The organism is Simkania sp., from assembly GCF_965215465.1.
GTDB lineage: Bacteria > Chlamydiota > Chlamydiia > Chlamydiales > Simkaniaceae > Simkania.
The window spans coordinates 282,722-301,887 of the sequence record NZ_OZ244056.1 but is presented as its reverse complement, the minus strand read 5'-3'; the positions used below and the strand labels follow the sequence as shown (position 1 = coordinate 301,887).

Sequence of the window (19,166 nt, the reverse complement as noted above, 5' to 3'; positions counted from 1 at the left end):
CTAACAAACAAAAATTTTCATATGAAAAAAACAACTTATTTTAATATCGCGACCCTTTTAGCCCTTTTGCTTGGAATTTTAGCAGGATCCTTTCCAAGTCCCTTCATCCATGAACTGAGCAGCTCAATTTCTGACATTTTCCTCAAGATGTTAAAGTTCATCAGCTTACCTATGATTTTCTTGGCCATTGTTTCAACGATGACACAAATGAAAAGCTTGTCAGAAGCAAGACTCATGCTGCGAAAAATCTTAAAGTACACCATTGCAACAACACTTGTTGCTGCCACAATCGGCCTTTTGCTTTTCCTGCTCGTGCGCCCTAATCCCATTGCATCGGAAACAGCTATCACCCCTCTTCAACCTCAAGGAAGCTATTTGAGCTTTCTCTCCAAGATCATTCCTTCTAGTTTAATTGAACCTTTCATCGAAAATAATGTCATGGGGATGGCCTTCATTGCAATGGTCTTTAGTATCGCCATTTTAAAGCTTCCTGAGAAAACAACTCAAACAGTGAAAGACTTTTTTCAAGGGCTCTTTCAAGTTTTGCTCAAAGCCACAACTTGGCTAATCACCATCATGCCAATAGGAATTTTTGCTTTCACCGTTCAGTTCACTGAAAACATCCGCGTTCATCAGGAAGACCTGAAAAAGTTACTTTTATACGGGCTCGTCGTCATAGCAGCCAACTTAGTTCAGGGATTCATCGTTCTTCCGCTTCTTTTGAAATGGAAAAAGGTCTCTCCTATCCGTACTGCTCGTGGAATGATGCCAGCATTAACCACCGCTTTTTTTACAAAGTCGTCAAATGCCTCACTTCCCCTTGCTTTAGAGTGTGCAAAAAATCGCCTAAAACTCTCGGACAAAACAGCTCAATTTAGCTTTCCCCTATGCTCGATTATCAATATGAATGGATGTGCTGCCTTCATTTTAATTACCATTTTGTTCGTCTGCACCGGACAGGGAATCGTCTTTTCTCCTTTTGAACTCATTGGGTGGGTCTTTCTCGCTTCTCTTGCTGCAATTGGAAATGCAGGCGTTCCGATGGGATGCTACTTCCTCACCACAGCTTTCTTGGTTGGCATGGGGGTCCCTATAGAGATGATGGGAATCATTCTTCCTCTCTATTCACTTTTCGATATGGTTGAAACAGCTCTAAATGTATGGTCTGATAGCTGCGTCACAACAGTCGTTGACAAAGAGCTCAAACAAACTGCATCCCAACTTGAAGAAAGTCCCGTAAAAGCATAAAGTTATGGCATGAAGCAACTATTTCTAGTTTTCATGCTATGTGCACACACAGCCTTTGCCCTTTCGATTTCCTCTGAAGATGCTCATCTCATTGGTGAGAAAATTTGGAAAAACGAGTGCAGCAGCTCAAAGGAAAAACTCACCCATTGGAACGTGGGAGAAAATTTTGCTTCTCTAGGGATTGGCCATTTTATTTGGTATCCACAAAACACCCCCAAAAAATTTCAGGAAACATTTCCAAATTTGATCACCTTTTTAAAAGCTCATGGAAAAGCGATCCCCATATGGCTGGAGACAAGTGAAACATGCCCCTGGGACTCACGTGAAAACTTTTACCAAAACATCCACTCGTCCGAAATGAAAGAGCTGCGCGCATTCCTCTACGAAACTCGTCACCTGCAAGCAACTTTCATTGCTCAAAGGTTGGACTCTGCAATTGTAGAAATCCTAAAACTCTGCCCTAAAAATTCCAAAGATCACATTGCGCAAGCATTTGAAACCCTATCCAAAAGCGCAAAGGGACTTTATGCAATGATCGACTACCTCAACTTCAAGGGATCAGGAACTGCTCCTGAAGAGCAATATCAAGGCCAAGGCTGGGGACTACTTCAAGTTCTTCTTCTCATACCTTCTACTTCGCAGTCTCCAATCGAAGACTTTGCATCTGCTGCAAAAAAAGTCCTAGAAACCCGTGTTCAAAATGCACCCCCCGAACGCAATGAAGCCCGTTGGATTTCCGGCTGGCTGAATCGCATCGCCACATATTTGTAACCAGAACTCTAACTTGTAAAAAATATCGAATATCAAGGAGAAAGTTTACAAAACAAATCTCTTTCGGTTAAGATCGTCTGAAACAAGAATTACTATGATGAGGATCACCTATTATGAACGTCACACGTGAATCGATTTTTATTTCTGCACTACGAACATTTTGCAATTCGCTATCTGGAATGTTTGGTATTTTAATCGGTCTCATCATCATAGGAGTTATATTTGTCTTTGCTTCTAAGCCTGCGATGGTTTCTGACAAAACAACAATGATCATTGCTGCTGATGCTGATGGAAATCGCTCTCTTCTACCCGAATCATCTCCTGCAATTTTGCGCATCAATATTCATGGGGAAATTGGAACGCGAGATCTGAATGCCAAACTTCTTCAGACTCAACTTCTCGACTCTCGTGAAGGCGCATTGAAGCACAACCGTGTCAAAGCGATTCTTTTGCATATCAACAGTCCTGGTGGAACAGTTGATGATGCAAACAACATGTACATGTCCTTAGTCGAATACAAACAAAAGTACAAAGTGCCCATTTATGCATATGTTGATGGAATGTGTGCATCAGGTGCGATGTATATCGCTTGTAGCGCTGACAAAATTTTATCCAACCCTACCGGGATCATTGGTTCTGTTGGAGTGATCATGGGGCCCAACTTTAATGTATCAGGACTCATGGAAAAGTATGGTGTCTCTCAAGTAACCTTGACTGAAGGTAAAGATAAAGACATGCTTTCGCCTTATCGCCCTTGGAAGCCAGGTGAAGATGATTCTCTTAAAGCCATTTTAACTTACGATTACGAGCGCTTCACTAACATTGTTTCCAAAAACCGTCCCAAAATCAATAAACAAAAATTGATCAACGAGTATGGCGCGCAAGTGTTTGACCCTATTAAGGCTCAAGAACTTGGATACGTCGACGACGGCAATTCTTCCTATAACTCAGCCCTCTCTGAACTTGTGAATCAAGCTAAAATTGACAGCTCATATCAAGTCGTTGAACTTAAAGTTCCTCATCCGATATTATCGGATCTTATTGAAGGTCAATCACCCCTCTTTTCAGGAAAAATTAAGCACGAAATTCAACTTAGCCCAGCTTTTAAATCAGAATGGATGAATCGTCCCCTGTATCTTTACTCCCCGGCTTTGACAACCAATTAGTCAAGATGAAAAACATCTATCTGCTCGACGCCGTTTCGTTTCTTTTCCGCTCTTATTATGCCATTCGAAACATGACGAATAAGCGGGGCGAATCGACCGGCGCCTTGTACGGCTTCATTCGATCTGTTCAAAAAATTATCAAAGATTTCGGACCTGAGCATCTCGTTGCCATTTTTGACGGGCCAAACAATAAGCAATCCCGAGTCGAGATGTATGAGCATTATAAAAGCAACCGGACAGGAATGCCTGAAGATCTCGTGCCGCAACTTGAACTTGCTCTTGAATTTTGCAAGTTGGCGGGAATTCCTTATCTATCTGAAGAAGGCGTTGAAGCCGATGATTTGATAGGGGCCGTCGCAAAATGGGCAGAAAGCAATCAGGCTAAAGTGTTCATCTGCTCGAGCGACAAAGACCTCGCGCAGCTCGTCTCTGATCAAGTCTTCATGATACATACTCACAAAGATAATTTACTGATTGATCGGGCAAAAGTCGAAGATATTTACGGAGTGAAGCCCGAGCAAATTGTCGACTACTTGGCCATCATGGGCGACGCCTCAGATAACATCCCAGGAATTCCAGGATTTGGTCCTAAAACAGCGTCTTCCCTCCTGCAAGAATATGGAACGCTCGATAAGATTCTCACAAGCCTCGATAGTATGAAGAATCAAAAAAGAGCAGAAAAAATCCGTGAGCACAGAGATGATGCTCTACTCAGCCGCCAACTCGCTGAGCTCATTTTAGACGTTCCTTTCCCCAAAGATGCAAAAAGCTACAAGTTGAAAGACCCAGACCTTGAGCCGCTCACAGCCCTCTACCAAGACATGAACTTTTCAACGCTGCTCAAAGAACTTGGCGCAGAAGAAACCACAGAAGTGCCAGAAGAACCAACAGACTACATCATTGTCGACGAGCATGAGGAACTTGATAAGCTTGTTTCTCGCCTTTCATCAGAAAAAACCATCGTCTTTGACACAGAGACAACAGAATTGCAGCCAATGAAAGCCCGCCTTGTTGGCATTGGTTTTTGTATTGAAAAAGGAAAAGCTTGGTACATCTCTACCAATGGAAAACTCGGGTTAGAGACTGTTTTACAAAAAATCCGACCTCTGTTTGAAAACCCCGAGATCGGATTTGTTGGACACAACATCAAGTACGACTTGCATATTTTACTTAATCATGGAATTGCACTGCCAAAAATTGCATTTGATACCATGGTTGCCTCTTACTTACTCAACCCTCAAAACAACCGGCATGGGCTCGATCAACTGAGTTTGGAAAAATTTGGCAAAATCAAGACCCCCATTAAAGACCTCATTGGAACGGGAAAAAAGCAAAAGTCGATGCAAGATGTCCCAATCGAAGAAGTGGGACCTTATTGCTGTGAAGATGTCGATTACACCTTCCGTCTAAAAGAACTGTTCGAAACCGAAATTAAAAGTGAGTCTTTAGCCCCCATTCTCTATGACATTGAGCAACCTCTTATCCCTGTTCTCATTTCAATGGAACGCACAGGCATGTTTCTCGATGGCGAAAAACTGAAGACCATGTCTGCCACACTCACGAAAAAAATCTCCCAGATCGAAAAAGAAATTTACGACTTAGCAGGCGAAGAGTTTAACATCAAATCTCCCAAGCAACTCAGTGAGATTCTCTTTGATAAGTTGCAGATTCCTACGGGTCAAAAAAAACGGAGCACGCGCGCAGAAATCCTCGAAAACTTGCAATACGATTACCCCATTGCCTCGAAAATTCTCGCGTTTCGTGGTTTAGAAAAGTTGCGCTCCACTTATGCCGACACACTTCCTCTTCAAGTGAATGAAACGACAAAACGGATCCATTGCACCTTTATGCAAACCGTGACTGCAACCGGACGTCTTTCTTGCCAAGACCCCAATTTACAAAACATTCCCATCCGATCAGAAGAAGGACGCAAAATTCGCGAAGCCTTTCGCCCAGATCCAGAAAATAGGCGCTATCTCTCAGCTGACTACTCTCAAATTGAACTGCGCCTGCTTGCACACATGAGTCAAGACCCAAAACTGATCGAAGCGTTCCAAAAAAACGAAGACATTCACGCATCCACGGCAGCCGCTGTTTTTGACGTTCCCATCGAAAAGGTCACCAAAGAAATGCGTTCTCAAGCTAAAGCTGTGAATTTTGGCATCATTTATGGGCAGCAAGCTTTTGGTTTGTCGCAAGAACTGGGAATGGAGCTCAAAGAAGCTTCCCGATTTATTAAATTGTACTTTGAAAAATACCCGCAGGTGAAAGCTTTTCTCGAAACCTGTAAAGAAAAAACCCGTAAAACGGGCATGGCAACAACAATGATGGGACGCAGGCGGATGATCCCTGAAATCCACAGCACAAACGGCATGATTCGCGCAGCTGCAGAGCGCCTCGCCGTCAACACTCCACTGCAGGGAAGCCAAGCCGACATCATTAAAATCGCCATGATCAAATTGCACGATGAGCTGAAAGACGACCCTGAAGTTCAAATGATTCTTCAGATTCACGATGAATTGATTTTTGAGCTGCCCGAAGGCCGGATTGCTCAGGTAGAACCGCTCGTCCATCAGACAATGGAAAATATCGTGCAGCTCTCTATTCCCTTAAGGGTTAACATTGAAATTGGCAAAAATTGGGGAGAATGCTAAGCTTAAGAAAAATAGCAGTAACTGGCGGCATTGCTTCAGGCAAGACCACCGTTTGCCGCCTTCTAAAAAAGCACGGAGCTTATCAGGTCAGTGCTGATGATATCATCCATCAGTTATTAGAAAAAAATGCAGAGTGCAAACGTCATGTGATTGACCTACTTGGTCCAGACATTTTGAGTGGCGATAAGATTGACCGAACAAAAGTGGCCTCTCTGGTTTTTTCAGATCCTGAAAAGCTTCAAAAATTAGAAAACTTACTCCACCCTCTACTACTTTCAAAGATAGAGGAAGAGTACCGACAGGTAGAACATGATAAACGCTACTGTTGCTTTGTTGCAGAAGTGCCTCTCATTCAAGAAATCGGTAAAGAAAAAGAGTTCGATCTTATCTTGGCCATTATCAGCGATGAGAAAACAGCAAAAGAGCGTTTTATTGCAGCCGGCTTTTCCAAACAGGAATACGACAGACGCATGAAAAGACAATGGGATATTCAAAAAAAAGCGGAGCTGGCGGATTTTACCATAACAAACGATGGGGACATTGCCCATCTAGAAAACCAAGTTAAAGAATTCATCCACACCTTGATTTAAGGAGCAAAACTTGTAATGAACGAAGATAGCCAAACAGGACCAAAAACTGTTAAAGAGAAACCTGAGAAAAAAACTCCTCCTCCTCGCCCTCGTCAACCCAAAGAATCACATCACCAACAATCACCTAAAAGTCCTAAAGCACAACAACCACAACACCCCCCCAAAAGCAATAAAGAACACACCATTACTAAGATCGCTGATCTCCAGCGCATGAACATCGAAGAGTTGAACAAGTATGCCAAAACGATTGGACTAGAAAACACGAGTCAGCTCACGAAGTCGCAGATGGTTTTCGAAATCGTTAAATTGAAATCAGCCAGCCCCGACGAAACGCTTGTTGGAGAAGGTGTTTTAGAAGTTCTTCCCGACGGATTTGGATTTTTACGTTCTCCTAACTACAACTACCTTCCTTCTGCTGAAGACATCTATGTTTCTCCTGCTCAAATTCGACGCTTTGATCTCAAAAAGGGAGACACTGTTTATGGAACGATTCGCTCTCCCAAAGAAAAAGAAAAGTACTTTGCCCTTCTTAAAGTTGACCGTATTAACAGCCACCCTCCTGAAAAAGCAAAAGAACGGATCTTTTTTGGAAACTTAACTCCCCTTTTCCCAACAGAGCGGATCGTGATGGAGACTGATAAGGAGAAGCTCGCCATGCGCGTACTCGACTTAACCGCCCCCATCGGAAAAGGTCAACGCGCCCTGATCGTAGCTCCCCCAAAGTCGGGAAAAACGATCCTCATGCAAAATATTGCTAACTCAATCGCAAGAAACCACCCAGAAGTTGTTCTGATTGTTTTGGGAATTGACGAGCGTCCTGAGGAAGTGACAGACATGAAACGCATGGTAAAAGGAGAAGTGGTTTCTTCTACCTTTGACGAACCCCCAGAAAGACATATTCAAGTTGCTGAAATGGCCTTAGAAAAGGCTCGCTGCCTTGTCGAGTATGGGCAAGATGTTGTCATCCTACTTGACTCGATCACTCGCTTAGCCCGTGCTTATAACACCGTCCAACCTCACTCCGGTAAAATCCTCACAGGAGGTGTCGACGCTCACTCTCTCCATAAACCGAAAAGATTCTTTGGTGCGGCTCGTAACATTGAACATGGCGGCTCCTTAACAATCATTGCAACAGCCTTGATTGAAACCGGATCCCGAATGGATGAAGTCATTTACGAAGAATTTAAGGGAACCGGTAATATGGAACTGGTTCTTGATAGACGCCTAGCTGAAAGACGCACTTTCCCTGCAATCGATGTTGTGAAAAGTGGAACGCGTAAAGAAGAACTTCTTTATCATCCGGAAGAACTTGAAAAAATTTATCTACTGCGTCAAGCTTTAGCAGATCTAACTCCGCTAGATGCAATGAACTTACTCTTGAACCGACTGAAGAAAACAAGCAACAATGCAGAGTTTCTTCTTTCGATGAAAGAATAAAAATGATTTAAATTATTTGCTAATTTTTCTACGATCCGGGTTAAGAGCGTGTAGGTAAAACCGACCTCCTAATACCAAGTGGTTTAGGGAAATTCTGAGTTCGAGGTTATGGCCGGAAAAACAGATAATAAGCCTAAAAAGTTACTACTCATCACCTCTTCTGGTGGTGGTGGCCATATTCAAGCTGCAAAAGCCAAAGCTGTAAAAGCTCTTTCAGAGGATCCAGACCTCGAAATCATCCAAAAGGATATTTTCACCGATTGGCTTGGACGTCATTTTGGTAAATGGTTTGTCCACATGTGGAATTTTTCCCAGAAAAGGGGAAATTTGCATATGCTCAGCTTTTTTTCTAAAAACATCCCCGTTGCAGACGTTCTTTTTTGGATACGCATTTTCACGAAAGCTTTGACAACCATTCTCCGTGAAGATGTCGACCGAGTGATCGACACTCAGCCCATGGGCACTTCCTCTATCATTAAGGCCCTCAAGGTCGCAAGTCGTTTCACTGGGAAAAAACTCAAACTTGAAAAAGTCATTACTGAACTTCCCACAGAAAAAGTGATTCATTTTTTCAAGCCTATCAAAATACTATCTCAAAAAGACCGCAGCCTTTTACGCCTTGTCTCTACAACACCTCTGCTCAGTGCCGACCAAACATCAGATGCTTTTTGGCAGAAAAATTGCAAGCTCCAAGAAAGTGAAGTCCTCTACGAAGACTTTCCTCTTCGAGCCGCGTTTGAAAAATTTCGACAAAAGCTCGACACTCCAACAGATCGGATGAAAATTGAAATCAAAGTGAAGAACTACATCGAGAAGTTCCTCATAGCTGACACGATCAAGCGGGGCAATCTCCATGCTGAAATTTTCCGCGATAAAGTTGCACTTACAATTGAGCCGACGGATAAAGTCTCGACAATTCTCCTCGGAAGTCAGCCGACAGAAGAAGCAACCATTAAATATGTGAAAAGCTTTATTGAGATGGCTAACAAGGCTGGCGACCGTGGTTTCCGCCACTTACTATTTGTTTTCTGCAATCATGAAGCAGAACATCGAAATAGTCTGCTGCGTCGTGTCCATGACGCCATCCAAAAATTTACGGATTATCCTGAATATCTCAACATCATTCCCATGTGCTTCCAAGGGGACGAAGTGATCGCTCCACTTTATTACCGAAGTGATGCAACCTTCACTCGATCAGGAGGGCTCACCTCAATGGAGCTACTGTCAGTGGCCCAAGGACAAATTTGGATTCACTCGGAAATCAAAGGCACTCTCGATAAAGAAAAATTAGGCAGTGGAATGCCAATCTGGGAGCGAGGAAATGCTCACTATCTGCAAGAAAAGAAAGGGGCGCAATTCATCACCCCAGAAACTTTTGCAGACTTTTGTAGTTCTTACTTCATGCCCGAGTCTGCTTCCTCTTCTTTAGCCTAAGAGCCCCATTGAAAGTTATCAAAGACGTCTTTTCGGATCTCTTTCAATTCACTTGCATCAGGCAGTCTCATATCCCCCTCTCCTTCTGGAGGGGAAGTGATCGTTGTAGAACTTTCTCCGAAAGCAATTTTGGTGATGGCTGCAACAATTCCCTTGATGGTCGTGTCAAATCCTGTTGAAGCTCCAGGCTTAATTGTCATTTTCAGACTCCCGTTAGATAGCCTCCTGAGCTCCTGAACATCGACATATATGTCTGGGCTAAACAAACCAAAACGGGCAGGAATGACAAACCGCATCGATCCTTCTTGGATCTTCAACGTCGTTCCTTCTGAATCTTTTTCAACAGTTCCTTTCACTGTCTGAGCAATTTCTATTCGCGCGCCTTTTGGAACAATTGCTAAACGATTTCCAACTGCTTTTAAGGCGTTTGGAATGGGCGTTCCAGACTTTTGCATATCTTCAATAAGCATGCTGATCGGCGCGATAACTTCAGGTATTGGATTTTTAGAGCTTTTTTCAAGCTTCGCCCAATTTGGACGTCCGATCCACTTTTGATCTAAAGCAAACTGAGCTTCACCTGTCTTTGGGTTATAGCTAGCAGTTTTCATCTCTCCGGGAAGCAGCTCTAAGACACCTTGAAGTGATTCGATATCTTCTTCTTGGAATCCAAGCGCTCTTATAAATACATCTCGGATGAGCTGATCAGACACAGTTTTGGGAATAAAACGAGTTTTTGCTATTTCTTCTACACTCTCTTCACGCGTTCTAGGGTAGATCACAGTATGTGGGTTTTGCGTGGCTGCCCATTCCAAAATTTCATAGCGCATTTTCCAGATCGTAATCTCATCCGTCGTCCAGCTGTAAAACTGCCTTGAAATAAAGTAAAATGCAGCTTTGCAAATCTTGGTAATCGTCCAGTCATTCTCAAAGTAACGACTTTCTCCGATGAGATCGGGATCCATGATGCGTAATTGCTGTTTCACATGGTTGTAGAACTTTTCTTCTCGATTAAAATCATTGCCAAATAATGCACGCGCAAAACTTAGAACACGTAGCATGTAGACACGACGACATCGCTCAAACTGACAAGCCTTTTTTAGAGCGGTAGAATCTGTAAATTGATCTTGATTTGCAAACTCGCAACAATTTGTAAAATCAATATTAGAATCGTTTTGCTCTTGAAGCGATTCCATCGAACTCAAGAGTTCCTCTAGCTTCTGCTTTTCATCGCCTTTAGCTTCCTCTAACTTCATTCGAGGTGCATAGATCCAACTTAAGCGGATAAAATCTATTCCACTCACTTCTTTCCCCTGCATTAATAATTAATTTTGCTAACTATAATACATAATAAGAATAATAGAAATAATAAATCTTATTTTAATTAAACCTTTTCCCACTTAATAATATCTTTAGTTCTTTCTAATTGCCGTGAATTAAAAATAGGGATTGACTTCGATTCTGGAGGTAAGATGGGGGTGTGGGTTGCTTGGCCAAGCTTAGCTGTAGAAAACGCCACAACAATCACTTTAACAGCTTGATCGACAAACCAACTTGAGCCAGTGCTGACGTCTATTTTAATTGTCATCGAACCGTCTTCTCTTCGTCCCCATTGAAGGATATCAATATGGAAATCAAGGTGAGCCCCATTAAAAGTTGCTGGAACGGTTGCTTTAACGGCATCTGACTTAAACTCTAGACAGGTCCGATCTTCTTCTTGAACGACTTCGCCTTCGAGAACCTTTCCAACAAGAATAGACGCATCACATAAGTCCACATGGACCCCCTTAAAGCCCTTTTTTTCGGGAATTTTAGGAAACCGCTCTCTGAGCTTTTGCCAATCGGGACTAACTTTCCAACTGTCATTGAGCACAAGGGAAAACTTCTTGGTTTTTGGAGAGAAGTTGAATTTTTTGATCTCTCCAGGAAAAAGCTTAAATAGGGCTTGTAAGTTCTCTCTCACTTCTTCTTCGAATCCGAGCTGATGAATACAGACATGGTCGATTAAAATATCTCGTGGATCCTTCCCTTCATGTTCCTTGAACTCTAGAGACGGTATCGGTGGCAGCTCTAATCCTTTGGGATTTTGGCTCGCTCCCCATTTGAGAATGTCATGCCGACCCGCCCAAGTCCGAATTGCCTCGGTAAAGCACCACATATAGAGCTGACCCCAAAAAAAACACAGAACGGTTTTGTAAACTTTAAGAGCCAGGTTTTCGCTCTCGTCGTAGCGACTTTCTCCGACAAGACTAGGGTCGATAGCTCGGAGCTCCTTCTTTGCAAGCTCAAAGAGTTTTTGCTCCGCATTTTCTTCGGAGTAAAACCTTGATCTTGAATAAGCTATAACATCCTTGAGGTAGTGAGTCCGCTCCCGTTCAAAAGCTTCGATATCTTGAGCGCTCTCTTCATCTCGATCATACGTGTTGACAAAGGTTGAGCAGTCGTCAAATGTTGTGACAGAGGAATCATAAACTGTAAGGGGCTGCATTGCCTCCAAAAGAGCATCTCTACTCGCTTTTTCATCAAGGGATGCGTCAATAAGACTTCGCGAAGGACGAAAAGACGAAAATGTCGTAAGACCTGAAAAATCAAGTGGCATAATCCTCTCCAGTTTTAAGGTGAAAAGATCATACCTGAAATCACATTAAAATAAAAGTTTGCCCAGCTGGTAATTAAAGATTTTACATCAGGTAATCGAGCATCCCATACCAGTCGTGTCGTCTGACAAAATCCTCGATAATGCCCTCTGAGCAGCCAACTGTTTGGGCAAATCCAGGAATGAACCGATTGAGATTGTCGTGCCGAGCTTCTTTCGATAAACGATCACAAAGCCCTTCTGTAAATTTCACCCATTTAAAATGACTATCTTTAATTTTAGGCATTCTTTTTTTGAGCTCATGAGTTGAAAAAATGTAGCCCAAAAAACGCATAGGGTGGACTGGTTCGATTTTTCGTCCGAGTTTTTTCATGTCCTTGGACTTCTTTAGAAGTTCCCAGAGGTTCAAGTCTGCCATATTTTTGATCAGCTTAGAGATATTATGACAATCATCGCTCGTCAAACGGAGGGCATAGAAGTGGTGCGTCCCTTGATCATGTACAAACATCAGGCGAGGCTCCTCCTCCCCTAGCTCCGTTCGAGTGAAGGCAAGATCGGATTCTTGAGGAAAAGCATTTAAGTAGGAATCAGCAGCAAAATTCGCAATCACACTTGCTAGCTCTATCCATTCACTCAAATCCTCATATTTGATCCATTGGGCTGCTTCGTCAGTTAAGAGGTACCCTTCCTTATGGATTGAAAACTCCTCCTCACTGATTCCCACTGACATGATATCGAGCACGCGCTTATAAAGCTGGCTCATATCTTGGGGGGCCCCTGAAAAATATAGGGCATTGTCCTTTTGAACAAACGAGAAGGTCTCTTGCCTCTTGGAGGGAAGCTGCGATACGATAATGCGATAGAGCAGCTGATTGAGCTGCATCTCACTTTCTTCAAAGTAGCGAGGGAAATGCAAGGTCATTTCATTTTTATCATCTTGAAGCTGAGTCATTTTAATCTCTACCTCAGCATGCACTTTCAGTCCCGAAAATAGGCAGACAAGGAGAAGAATCCCCCATGTTTTCGCAGTTCTCATATGTCACTCCACTTTGAAAAATAAAGGAAAAACTTAAAGCAACATTTCTTTTTAAATCAATCTATTTAAACGGCTCAATCAAAAAAAAATTTGAAAAATAATTCGAAATCTTACATGTAGGAATTTGAAGCAACTTATGTTTCATGAAACCTGGTTATTTATTAGGAGTAACACAATGAAAAGCGTGCCAAAATCAAGTCGCCCACGGTTCTGCCCAAAGTGCACCGGGCTTGCTTTCGGGATCGTTTGGGGATTAGCTATTCTCCTCACTGGATGGATCTCGATGACTGGATGGGGATATACCTTTGTCGATGTGATGTCGTCAATCTATACAGGTTATCGATCTTCGTTTGTCGGCGGAGTTGTCGGTGGCATCTGGGGATTCTTCTTCGGAGGCCTTATCGGCTGCTGTTTTGCAATCGTGCACAACCGCATTGCAAGTCGGTAAACACGCATTGGAAGGGAAATCAATGCCTCAGTGCGATTTCCCTTTTTCTCTTTCCAACTATTCAGTTAGTATACGGGGGATGAACCTATCCCACTACTTTGAAACCATGCTTTTCGTCTCTTTTTTCCCAAATTCTAGTGGCTTTCCTAGCCCAACTTTCTCAAGTATGTGCGTCGAAAAGCCACTAGAATTCGAAAAAAAATCGCTCAAAAACCATCACTTTAAAATAATGGGATAGGTTCATGAGCTCTCTTTATCCTCTTTTTTTTAAGCCCGTCTATAAAGATTATCTCTGGGGAGGAACCCGGATCCTCACCGAATTCAATAGAAGTGAACCAGATGGCGTCTATGCAGAGTCGTGGGAAGTTTCAGACCGGTCTGACGGAATGAGCATCGTCACAAACGGCTCCCTCAAAGGCAAAACCCTCCACGATATCGTTCAATCTCACGCCAAAGCTCTACTCGGAGAGGCCCACCAAGCCGACCAGTTTCCCCTTCTCCTTAAACTTATTGATGCTCATGACAATCTCAGCATCCAAGTCCACCCCGATGATGAACGAGCAAAAACCTATGGAGGAGAGGCAAAGACCGAAGCTTGGTACGTTCTCGACGCCACAGAAGATGCTGTGATCTATGCAGGATTCAATGATCACTACCCCCAAGAAATCGTCGACCGGAAGCTTGCGACTCGAGATATTCTTGCCATGATGCATACGATCCCCGTTGAGAAAGGAGACATGATCTTCATTCCAGGCGGACGCTTGCACGCCATTGGAAAAGGATGTTTTGTCCTTGAAATCCAGCAAAACTCCAACACGACCTATCGGGTCTATGACTGGGATCGCGTTGATAGCGAAGGGAACCCTCGCGAACTTCACCTCGACAAGGCGCGTCGAGTGATCCATTACGATGATGTTATCGATCCACGCTTAACCCCAAAACTGCTTGAAGAGACCCCTTCGCATAAGCAGTGGAATTTGCTGAGTGCGTCACATTTTGAAGTCGAAAAGTGGGCTATTCAAGCTGAAATCAGCTGGCCCTGCTTAGACCAATTTGAAATTCTCTTTTTTCGCGCAGGAAATGGCACTTTGAAATGGGACGGAGGAACTCAACCGATTGAAATGGGAACGACTTGCCTACTTCCCGCAGAGCTTAGTTCGTTAACAATTGAGCCGGAAGACGACTTAGAACTCTTACGTTTCTACATCCCCTAAAAAAAATGCAACCCACTAGGTTTTGTGGGTTGCATGTTTAAAATTATGAGCAGAGGTTATTATTTGGCTTTGCTAAGCATTTTCCCGACAAAAACACCACCTGCAAAGATAAGCGAGCCAATGGCAACAGTTTTGAGAACGCTTCCAATACTCCAGCCTGTATCTTCTCGTGGCGTTGAGTCTGTGGTTGTTACAACTGCATTACGATCTGGTTGCCTGTCTATTACTTCAGGTATATCCTCTACAACTTCTTCAACTTTTGGACGTCTATCTTTAACATCAAAGTGAGTCAAAGACTGCTTAAGAAGCATCGGTAATTGTACCCATGCATTCTTTGGGTCAATTTTTTCTGTGAGAGGATGATCTCCACCCACTTCGTCTGAAATAAATACACCAGGAATGACCATTGTTTTACATGATTCAGCTTTCAAAGCAGTTGACAAGGCTTCCATAATGAAATACGTTTCTACGTCAACCGATTGAACTCTTTCTCTAACATCGTCTAACCACTCAGCCGTTTCAACCAAAGGTGAAAGAACTGTGACATTGGTATTGCTCAGCGAGCAAAAATCTCGTTGGCAGAAGCTAAGAGGCATGACTCTTTCTTCATCAATGGCTACAGGTTTTCTCCCAGCAAGCTGTGATGTTGTTGTGACCTGGTAACTTCCAACAGGAGAACCTTTTTTGAGAGAGCCTCCAGCACCCACCATCACAAAGCCTCCGACTTCATGCTTATCTAAAATAAGTCGCGTTGCAATGCGAGAAAGATCTCCATTTGGCATACGGAAAGAAACTAAAGTCTGAGTCTCTCCACTTATCTCCACATCAATTGTTGAGAATTTAAAGATTCCATCGATATTCGCTTCTTTGTAATTATTGTATTCCTTAAGCAACCCTACAGCTACTTCCTCTCTTGCATCCGCAGTTAAGAAAGGACCTTTCATCTGTTCTGGATACAAACGCTCAGCGACTTCAAGTACCATTCCTGAACGATTTCCCATCACAGCAAGAGCAATGGGTTTTTCGCCAACTGCTGCTTGGAATTTATCATAGAGTTTGTCCTGCAAGACTCTAGCACAAAATTCAATATTTCCTCGTACAGAAACTCTTTTGTCTAAATCAACACCGACGGCTTTAAGTTGGAGTAGCGTATGAGTAAACTTTGATTCGTTTGAAATCCCGGCAATGACAACTTTTTGATTACCTTTTTGGTCTTCAAAAAGGAAATACTTCGTAGAGCTTCTTGTATTGAGAGTATATTTTAGCTCAAACTGCCCTTTACTATGAAAATAGTAAGATTGCATGTCATCTATTGGCCCCACAAACAGGTCAATAGGCGTCTTTCTATCAAGAATCAACTCCTGAATTGGCCCTGAGATGCGCGCATCGAGATACGCGCTAAGCGGAATCGTATGCTTTGCTTCTCGATCAAACTTAACAACACATTGAGGCACTTTCTCTCCAGTATCATAGAATACAAAATGTTCTGGACGTTTCCTTAGAGGTAGCCTTACATCGACACCTTTTGTTTGGATCACATTATAGCGCATGACAGCTTCACCAATCTTGGCAACCTGCCCAAGAAGCGTCTTTCTCGTTTTGGCATCAGGGATATCGCTAATGATATCCACAGTTTTTTCCATAAGCAGCTCATTAAAGTTTTCCTGTTGTTTAGGATCTAATAAGATCTCTTCCATGACCTCTTTTAAAGCCTGCTTTACAACAACAACTATTAATGGATTTTCAGATTTGTTTGCCGCGACCATCGCGCGGTCATTTTGACTTTGCGCACTGATAAGATGTAACTCTCTTCCAGACACGCCATGGGTATGACTTGTCATTCCTTCCTACTCCTTCTCATTTCCCCGTTTTACTCCCAAAACTTGCTTTGCAAGTCGTTTTTATTAAAAACTACAATTATTATAAATGAAAATTTAATTTAGTTTAATAAAAAATTTAGTAAATATTAATTAAAATTTTATCTTTATAGTTTTTTAAGTTATTCACAAACAATAACTTAAAACCATTTTAAACCCACTAATAACTTATATTAAGCAACTTACATAATAGTTTTAAATTAATATTAAATATTTTATAATAGTAACTTCATATGAAAAATATTTTGGGAGTTAGAAAGGAATCATGGCTACTTTAACGGAAGTATCTAATAAAGAAAGAGTTGAAATAGGACACCCTACTCATAAACCAGTAGAACAGGAAAAACTAGACTTTCTATTCGGAGAGCAACTAACTACCGGTCAACATTCAACAGGTAAATTAGTTGAGCGAGAGATGGGTTCTCTTGCAATCTCTGAAATGGATCACTCATTGCCTACAGCAACAGACCAAGTTGCGAGGAGTTATTTTCATTCACTTGGCACGGACCTAGAGACTGTCAACAGAATGTTTGACGGGAACCGGGTAGATGCTCGAGTAGGTGGAAGCCAAAGATTCATGCAAATTCGTAAAGATGCTGGACATGACATGTTCATTCGAGCCGCTCGGCCTAAGATTGAGCTGCTACTCGAAAAACATGGAGAAACGCGCCCATTCGATGAGGTTGTTTCTATCTTTGGATTTAACCGACTTTTCATGAGAGAGGTTGGATCTGCAGGAACAGATGTCGATTTTTTCATGCTTGTCGATACAAAAAATGACAGTCTCATGAGAGATATTCATAGTTTGATGAAAACAGAAATCGCACCCGCACTTGCTGAGATGGGAATTGACATGGAAACAGCAGATTATCTGATGATTCGCATGGATCAGTACTTAGACAAACTTTCAGCAACACATAAGTCTCTCTTTACACTAGCAAATACAGGCAATGTCGATTTTATCACGGGTTCAAAAGAGCTTGTGACTCGGGCCTTTACTCTTACGAATGAGCAATTAGCAAGTCATTTTGTCGCCCTTTTAGAAAAAAATGGGCACATCCCTGATACCGCAACCGCAGGAGTCAAAAGGCAGGTTTTAGACAAAATCGATAGCAACCCTGAAGCGCGAAAAGAGATCATTACATTGCTGAGAAAAATGGCCAGCAGTGAGCTTTATATTGGGAAAACTCCCTACAAACATAAAAAGACCATTCAAACCGAACTGCTAAAAGTCACTCCGGAAGCAAGACGTCTTAGAACAGCAAAAATCTCGATCAAATTCAATTTCAACCGCATTGCAGATATGTATATGACAACAAGTGTTGATCCTCGCAGAGAAGTTCTATCTGGGCATCAAATCCAGGCACTAGAAGAGCTCAGTATGACCTTATCGAATATCAAATGTCGCATCGATGATGAAAAAACGCATCCGTTACTTAAAGTCCAAGAAAATTACTCAGACCTCACACTTGAAGATCTTCACAAATTTTCTATGAGTGATCGCCAAGTGGTTGCAGAACTGCTTTCAACGTTTTCTTAGTCGACCCACGTTCGGGAAGCTTTGCAGAAGAGACATATGACGCTCTTTGGACCCTTTCAGACCAGATGGGGAAAGTCGCTGTTACAATTGAGGATTCGATTTATCAAGAAGCGATCAACTTCATTCCAAAAGCCGAAGTGAAAAAGAGTGAAACCGAAGGCCCTTCCTGGCTAACTATTGGTCTTACGACACTAGGAATGCTAGGGGCAATTGGATTAACTTGCGTTCTTTACAACAAATATAAATAAGAAATGACAGTGAGGGAATTATGCATTCGGTAATTGGAGCCTTTTCAAATCTATGGTCTAAGCCCACTCCTCCACAAGCTACGGAAGACGCTCCTTCAGGAGCATCTTCCCAAGAGTGTAAGGACTGCCCACCTAGCCTGGGCCATAAACTTGGGAGATCATTAAAAAAAATGGAGACCTTCCTTCCTACTTCTGAAGTGAAGAACTTCAACCCAGGTAACATCACATTAAAATTCGATGTTAAGCATCTAGATGCAACGAACCTCAGCTCTCTTTACGACACCATGGCTTCTTCTTTCTGGTTTTCTCGAGATGTACAAGAGCTTTACGTTGAGCATAAAGGCTCATTTACTCTAGTATCGCCAGATTTTAAGGGAACAAAGAATGAGGCTCTCTGCCGTTGTCTCAAAATGGCTGAGCTGATTAACAAGATTGCTCCTGATGCAATGGATCGAAATCTCAAAATGGTTTGGAAAAAATTAGAAGCGCAATATCAGTTCCCTCACTTTACAACGACAGATGAGATGCGCCAGTATTTAGAAAACGAGAAGCATACCTTGGATGTGACTCTTCTTGATCTCTCTCGCTCTGATATTGAAATCCTCCCCCCTGAAATTCTTAAATTTCCCAATCTTTCACAAGTCATTTTGTACGACACAAACCTTGGGCAATTCCCCCATATATTAAGCGCCCATTCAAAACTAGATTTGAATAAGATACATTGCGAAGACTTGACTTTCACAAAAGGGACATCTACTGCGCAGGGAGCTAAAGCAGAGAAGTCTGATGCACCTTTATCTGATACTCGTCCAAAAAGAGCCTCAAGGGGCTGCAGGAGATAAAAAACTTTCTTTGTACCTCTTAAATAGTATCGTCAAATACTACCCGGTTCTTTAGTTCTTTCTAGGGA

At 42.4% G+C, this 19,166-nt stretch carries 16 protein-coding genes; 12 read left to right on the top strand and 4 right to left on the bottom strand.

Annotation, left to right across the window (positions count from 1 at the left end):
- Nucleotides 1-21: 21 nt before the first annotated feature.
- The 7 genes from ACOOFG_RS01310 to ACOOFG_RS01280 all read left to right on the top strand — a co-directional run bounded on the left by ACOOFG_RS01310 (nucleotide 22) and on the right by ACOOFG_RS01280 (nucleotide 9,300).
- Nucleotides 22-1,248, top strand: coding sequence for a dicarboxylate/amino acid:cation symporter (locus tag ACOOFG_RS01310; RefSeq protein WP_420421846.1), 1,227 nt, complete (start codon nucleotides 22-24; stop codon nucleotides 1,246-1,248).
- A gap of 9 nt (nucleotides 1,249-1,257) precedes the next feature.
- Entirely contained in the window at nucleotides 1,258-2,019 is a 762-nt protein-coding gene (locus ACOOFG_RS01305) for a hypothetical protein (RefSeq protein WP_420421845.1), read from the top strand.
- Nucleotides 2,020-2,132: 113 nt separating this feature from the next.
- Nucleotides 2,133-3,185 carry a S49 family peptidase gene (locus ACOOFG_RS01300; protein ID WP_420421844.1) on the top strand — a complete coding sequence of 351 codons (1,053 nt, stop codon included), beginning with the start codon at nucleotides 2,133-2,135 and terminating at the stop codon, nucleotides 3,183-3,185.
- A 5-nt stretch (nucleotides 3,186-3,190) separates the two neighbouring features.
- The gene (gene polA / locus ACOOFG_RS01295) at nucleotides 3,191-5,839 is read left to right on the top strand and encodes a DNA polymerase I (protein WP_420421843.1); all 2,649 of its coding nucleotides are present in this window, start codon (nucleotides 3,191-3,193) and stop codon (nucleotides 5,837-5,839) included.
- A complete protein-coding gene (coaE, locus tag ACOOFG_RS01290; RefSeq protein ID WP_420421842.1) occupies nucleotides 5,833-6,429 on the top strand; it encodes a dephospho-CoA kinase in 597 nt (198 codons plus the stop codon). Before polA ends, coaE begins: the two co-directional genes overlap by 7 nt.
- A 210-nt stretch (nucleotides 6,430-6,639) precedes the next feature.
- Nucleotides 6,640-7,866 carry a transcription termination factor Rho gene (gene rho / locus ACOOFG_RS01285; RefSeq protein WP_420422690.1) on the top strand — a complete coding sequence of 409 codons (1,227 nt, stop codon included), beginning with the start codon at nucleotides 6,640-6,642 and terminating at the stop codon, nucleotides 7,864-7,866.
- A 108-nt stretch (nucleotides 7,867-7,974) separates the two neighbouring features.
- A complete protein-coding gene (locus ACOOFG_RS01280) occupies nucleotides 7,975-9,300 on the top strand; it encodes a hypothetical protein (RefSeq protein ID WP_420421841.1) in 1,326 nt (441 codons plus the stop codon).
- Here ACOOFG_RS01280 and ACOOFG_RS01275 read toward each other — a convergent pair.
- The 3 genes from ACOOFG_RS01275 to ACOOFG_RS01265 all read right to left on the bottom strand — a co-directional run bounded on the left by ACOOFG_RS01275 (nucleotide 9,297) and on the right by ACOOFG_RS01265 (nucleotide 12,929).
- Complete coding sequence (locus ACOOFG_RS01275; protein ID WP_420421840.1) at nucleotides 9,297-10,601, bottom strand: hypothetical protein; 1,305 nt, start codon at nucleotides 10,599-10,601, stop codon at nucleotides 9,297-9,299. The genes ACOOFG_RS01280 and ACOOFG_RS01275 overlap by 4 nt on opposite strands.
- Nucleotides 10,602-10,681: 80 nt before the next feature.
- Complete coding sequence (locus ACOOFG_RS01270; protein WP_420421839.1) at nucleotides 10,682-11,896, bottom strand: hypothetical protein; 1,215 nt, start codon at nucleotides 11,894-11,896, stop codon at nucleotides 10,682-10,684.
- 82 nt (nucleotides 11,897-11,978) lie between these two features.
- Nucleotides 11,979-12,929 (bottom strand): hypothetical protein, encoded by a 951-nt coding sequence (locus ACOOFG_RS01265; protein ID WP_420421838.1) that lies wholly within the window; start codon nucleotides 12,927-12,929, stop codon nucleotides 11,979-11,981.
- Nucleotides 12,930-13,104: 175 nt separating this feature from the next.
- Between ACOOFG_RS01265 and ACOOFG_RS01260 the strand changes: the two genes are divergently transcribed.
- Both ACOOFG_RS01260 and ACOOFG_RS01255 read left to right on the top strand, forming a co-directional pair.
- Complete coding sequence (locus ACOOFG_RS01260) at nucleotides 13,105-13,377, top strand: hypothetical protein (protein WP_420421837.1); 273 nt, start codon at nucleotides 13,105-13,107, stop codon at nucleotides 13,375-13,377.
- Nucleotides 13,378-13,619: 242 nt separating this feature from the next.
- The gene (locus ACOOFG_RS01255; protein WP_420421836.1) at nucleotides 13,620-14,591 is read left to right on the top strand and encodes a type I phosphomannose isomerase catalytic subunit; all 972 of its coding nucleotides are present in this window, start codon (nucleotides 13,620-13,622) and stop codon (nucleotides 14,589-14,591) included.
- 59 nt (nucleotides 14,592-14,650) lie between these two features.
- Here the strand turns inward: ACOOFG_RS01255 and ACOOFG_RS01250 are convergent, their stop codons facing one another.
- On the bottom strand, nucleotides 14,651-16,432 hold the full coding sequence (locus ACOOFG_RS01250) for a hypothetical protein (protein WP_420421835.1): 1,782 nt from the start codon (nucleotides 16,430-16,432) through the stop codon (nucleotides 14,651-14,653).
- A 301-nt stretch (nucleotides 16,433-16,733) separates the two neighbouring features.
- On the opposite strand from ACOOFG_RS01250, the gene ACOOFG_RS01245 reads away from it, so the two are divergent.
- From ACOOFG_RS01245 to ACOOFG_RS01235, 3 genes are all read left to right on the top strand, one after another.
- Nucleotides 16,734-18,008: a hypothetical protein gene (locus ACOOFG_RS01245; RefSeq protein ID WP_420421834.1), complete on the top strand. Its 1,275-nt coding sequence runs from the start codon at nucleotides 16,734-16,736 to the stop codon at nucleotides 18,006-18,008.
- 65 nt (nucleotides 18,009-18,073) lie between these two features.
- On the top strand, nucleotides 18,074-18,256 hold the full coding sequence (locus tag ACOOFG_RS01240; protein ID WP_420421833.1) for a hypothetical protein: 183 nt from the start codon (nucleotides 18,074-18,076) through the stop codon (nucleotides 18,254-18,256).
- Between the two features lie 20 nt (nucleotides 18,257-18,276).
- Nucleotides 18,277-19,098 (top strand): leucine-rich repeat domain-containing protein, encoded by an 822-nt coding sequence (locus tag ACOOFG_RS01235; RefSeq protein WP_420421832.1) that lies wholly within the window; start codon nucleotides 18,277-18,279, stop codon nucleotides 19,096-19,098.
- Nucleotides 19,099-19,166: the final 68 nt, after the last annotated feature.

Bases quoted from the DNA above. Each gene is read 5' to 3' on its own strand.
- ACOOFG_RS01250 (WP_420421835.1), bottom strand. From the start codon at position 16,432: ATGACAAGTCATACCCATGGCGTGTCTGGAAGAGAGTTACATCTTATC.
- ACOOFG_RS01240 (WP_420421833.1), top strand. From the start codon at position 18,074: ATGGGGAAAGTCGCTGTTACAATTGAGGATTCGATTTATCAAGAAGCG.
- polA (WP_420421843.1), top strand. From the start codon at position 3,191: ATGAAAAACATCTATCTGCTCGACGCCGTTTCGTTTCTTTTCCGCTCT.
- ACOOFG_RS01245 (WP_420421834.1), top strand. From the start codon at position 16,734: ATGGCTACTTTAACGGAAGTATCTAATAAAGAAAGAGTTGAAATAGGA.
- ACOOFG_RS01260 (WP_420421837.1), top strand. From the start codon at position 13,105: ATGAAAAGCGTGCCAAAATCAAGTCGCCCACGGTTCTGCCCAAAGTGC.
- ACOOFG_RS01265 (WP_420421838.1), bottom strand. From the start codon at position 12,929: ATGAGAACTGCGAAAACATGGGGGATTCTTCTCCTTGTCTGCCTATTT.
- ACOOFG_RS01280 (WP_420421841.1), top strand. From the start codon at position 7,975: ATGGCCGGAAAAACAGATAATAAGCCTAAAAAGTTACTACTCATCACC.
- rho (WP_420422690.1), top strand. From the start codon at position 6,640: ATGAACATCGAAGAGTTGAACAAGTATGCCAAAACGATTGGACTAGAA.
- ACOOFG_RS01235 (WP_420421832.1), top strand. From the start codon at position 18,277: ATGCATTCGGTAATTGGAGCCTTTTCAAATCTATGGTCTAAGCCCACT.
- coaE (WP_420421842.1), top strand. From the start codon at position 5,833: ATGCTAAGCTTAAGAAAAATAGCAGTAACTGGCGGCATTGCTTCAGGC.
- ACOOFG_RS01270 (WP_420421839.1), bottom strand. From the start codon at position 11,896: ATGCCACTTGATTTTTCAGGTCTTACGACATTTTCGTCTTTTCGTCCT.
- ACOOFG_RS01300 (WP_420421844.1), top strand. From the start codon at position 2,133: ATGAACGTCACACGTGAATCGATTTTTATTTCTGCACTACGAACATTT.
- ACOOFG_RS01310 (WP_420421846.1), top strand. From the start codon at position 22: ATGAAAAAAACAACTTATTTTAATATCGCGACCCTTTTAGCCCTTTTG.
- ACOOFG_RS01305 (WP_420421845.1), top strand. From the start codon at position 1,258: ATGAAGCAACTATTTCTAGTTTTCATGCTATGTGCACACACAGCCTTT.
- ACOOFG_RS01255 (WP_420421836.1), top strand. From the start codon at position 13,620: ATGAGCTCTCTTTATCCTCTTTTTTTTAAGCCCGTCTATAAAGATTAT.